The sequence below is a fragment of the Microcoleus sp. AR_TQ3_B6 genome, assembly GCF_036702785.1.
Classification (GTDB): domain Bacteria; phylum Cyanobacteriota; class Cyanobacteriia; order Cyanobacteriales; family Microcoleaceae; genus Microcoleus.
On the sequence record NZ_JAUBVJ010000137.1, the window covers coordinates 11,178 to 14,610 of the forward strand.

At 46.2% G+C, this 3,433-nt stretch carries 2 protein-coding genes; both read left to right on the forward strand.

The window, feature by feature from the left end; translation table 11 throughout:
- Positions 1–1,504: CHAT domain-containing protein (locus QUB56_RS34710; protein ID WP_332960904.1), on the forward strand; the 1,504-nt coding region annotated here is incomplete at its 5' end.
- A 207-nt stretch (positions 1,505–1,711) separates the two neighbouring features.
- A partial coding sequence (locus QUB56_RS34715; RefSeq protein WP_332960905.1) for a DUF4347 domain-containing protein occupies positions 1,712–3,433 on the forward strand: 1,722 nt, incomplete at its 3' end.

A 3,433-nucleotide genomic window follows, 5' to 3' on the forward strand; every position in this document is an offset into this window, starting at 1 on the left:
ACCATCTCCAACACCAGCGCCAACACCAGCGCCAACACCAGCGCCAACACCAGCGCCAACACCATCTCCAACACCATCTCCAACACCATCTCCAACACCGGAACAAACGACATCACCGGATATCTCAATTACCAATGCGATCGCTCAATCTGACAACCTGAATATCATTAATAGAATTGCATCTCTTTTTAACTACAGATCCGATTGGGTAAGCGAAGTTGTCCAAACGGCATCGCCTCTAAATAGAGTTGGTCCCAGCGATATAACACGACTAATCGATAAAGGCGATATTCCTGAAGCCACTTTCTTGATGGATCTTTTCTACAGTGAACAAGTGGGGTCATACATTAACCAGGAAATCAGGCGCGATTTGCAATCTTTTACGGCCATACAGCAAAGAACTAAAGCGATCGCCAGCCAAACTGGTAAAAAAACAGCCATTATCTACGTCTTCTCCCGCCCTGAACAATTAGACCTGATCGTCGTCCCCCCTACTGGTCTCCCTATTCACAAAAGCATCCCCGCCGCCCGGCGTGAAACTTTGAGGCAAGTCGCCTCCAGCTTCAGGTCGGAACTCCTTAATCCCAGAAACATTAATACTGAGAGATATTTGCCAGAATCCCAACAACTTTACCAGTGGATAATTGCACCCTTAGAAGCGGATTTAAAAGCTCAGGGAATCGATACGCTAGTTTTTAGTATGGATGCGGGATTGCGAACGCTCCCCTTAGCCGCCCTCCATGACGGTTCTCAATTTCTAGTAGAAAAGTACAGCATCGGACTCATTCCCAGCGTCAACTTGACTGATACTAACTATGAAAGCGTTAAAAATACTGAAGTGTTAGCAATGGGAGCCTCGCAATTTACCAATAACCAACCCTTGCTAGCAGTGCCTGCAGAACTTAACGCTATTGCCTCCCAATGGGAAGGCAAATCTTTCCTTAATCAAGCCTTTACTCTCAATAATCTGAGGTCGCAACGTCGTACCCAAGCCTATCGAATTATTCACCTCGCCACTCACGGAGAGTTTAAGTCAGGAGCACCGAGCAATTCTTACATTGAGTTATCAGACACCAGGCTAACACTCGATCGCGTGCGCGAGCTAGGGTGGAATCAGCCGCCTAAGGTTGAGCTATTGGTGTTGAGTGCTTGTAAAACTGCTGTGGGTGATAATGGCGTTGAATTAGGCTTTGCGGGGCTAGCTGTGCAAGCGGGGGTGAAGTCAGTTTTGGCGAGTCTTTGGTACGTCAGCGATGAAGGTACTTTAGGGTTAATGGCTGAATTTTACCATCATTTGAAGGTCGAGCCGATTAAAGCTGAAGCCTTGCGGCAGGCTCAAATTGCTATGATTAAAGGTCAAGTTCGCATTGAAAATGGTCGTTTAATTTTGTCTAACTTAAATAAGGAGTTAGAATTGCCACCAGAATTAGCTAAACTAGACAATGAAAACCTCTCCCATCCTTATTATTGGTCGGCATTTACAATGATTGGGAGTCCGTGGTAAGGTATAAAGGTGATTGCAATTGCTTCTTGACTCGCAAAATTACTTTGTTATTCGTAATGACCTAGTAGTAAGTGCATAAATACTCACCATATCATTGCGGACGAAGCGAAGCACTCGCAAGGAATGATGGAAGCACTAGCATCTGATTGCTAGTGATTACCTAAATATTGTTTGAAGGGGAAATTTAAAAATTTCAAATTAAATATAATGCAAATAATACACCAAAAATGGGACTCAATTCTAGTTTTTATTGACTCAAATGTTGAAGATTATCAGAGCTTAATTAATGGCGTTTCCCCAAATGCGGAAGTAATTATCCTAGATGAAACGCGGGATGGGATTGAGCAAATCACCGAAATTCTGGGTCAGCGCAGCATCACCAGCCTGCACATAGTTTCTCACGGCAGAGAAGCAGCAGTAGAAATCGGCCGGGCAGAACTTAATATTGATAATCTAGAAACCTACAGCAACCAATTGCAGCAGTGGGGAAAAGCCCTTAACGAATCCGGCAGCATTCTGCTTTACGGCTGTAACATAGCCGCCGGCGAATCCGGCATTAAATTCATACAAAAACTCAGCGAATTAACCGGGGCAAATATTGCCGCTTCCAATAACCTAACAGGGAGTGCAGCATTAGGTGGCGACTGGGAATTAGAAATTACTACAGGACAAATAAATACCGACATAGCCTTTGAAAAAGAAGTCATAGAAGGCTACACATCAGTCCTGGCTATCTTAGTGGCTGAAGGATTTAAAGATCCAACAGTAGCCGGGCCTTGGATATATGGAGTTGGCAACACCGTTACAGCTAACCCAGGCTTAACCGCAGGTCCAGCCAACCCGAACGGCATTATTCCCAGTTTAGGGATTAACGATCCACCCGGAACAGGTGCTTTGAGATTAACCTCAAACGCCTTTAACCAAGCAGGTTTTGTAATCTACAACAACGCCATCTCCGCCACTGGGGGTCTGAGAATTACCTTTGATTTCTTTGCCTATAACAGAGGTACTGTCCCTTCAGCGGATGGTTCCCTCCTTGGTGCCGATGGCATTAGTTTTTTCCTCATTGATGGAACAGCTACGCCAACACAAGCGGGAGGCTTTGGCGGCTCTCTCGGCTATGCTCAGAATACGAGTCCTCCGGCGCCCACGGTACCCGGTATTATAGGAGGTTATTTAGGTGTAGGATTAGACGAGTTTGGCAATTATTCTAGCTCGGTTGCTGGTCAAAAACAGGGTGGATTCAGTACCAGGCAACCAGATACACTAGCACTTAGAGGCAACGAAAGCACATCTTATAATTTTTTAACGAACACTTCCATTGCCATAGGCATAGATCAGAAAGATGAAACCATTCGCACTAATGCTAAAAGAAGGGTTCAAGTTACATTAGCCCCGCCGACTTCAGCAACACCTAACCGTCTGTCAGTTGCCTTCGACTTGAACGGCAACGATAGCTTTGATGCGGGCGAAACACTGCTCGACATACCAAATTTGGCAACCGTAAACGGAGCCGTGCCACCTACTTTTAAATTTGGCTTTGCTGCTTCGACAGGGGGACAGACAAACATTCACGAAGTTAACAATCTCCTCGTCGAAAATATAGATCCGCCTGCAGCAGTCGCAGCCGACGTTTCCATTCTTAAAAAAGGCCCGCTGGTCGCCACACCCAACAGCACGATTACCTACACTATTATTGCCACTAATAACGGGCCCAACAGCGCCCAAAGCGTGCTGATTGAAGATCCGATCCCAGAGGGCTTAACTTTCGTCAGCACTGACAACGACGGTAGTTTCAATCCCACAACGAGGACGGTCATCTGGCCGGCGATTCCGACTCTGCCTAGCGGTCAGAGCGTCACCCGCACCATCACCGCCACAGTTCCGGCAACACTCAGCCCAGGCACAGCCTTAACTAACACTGCATTT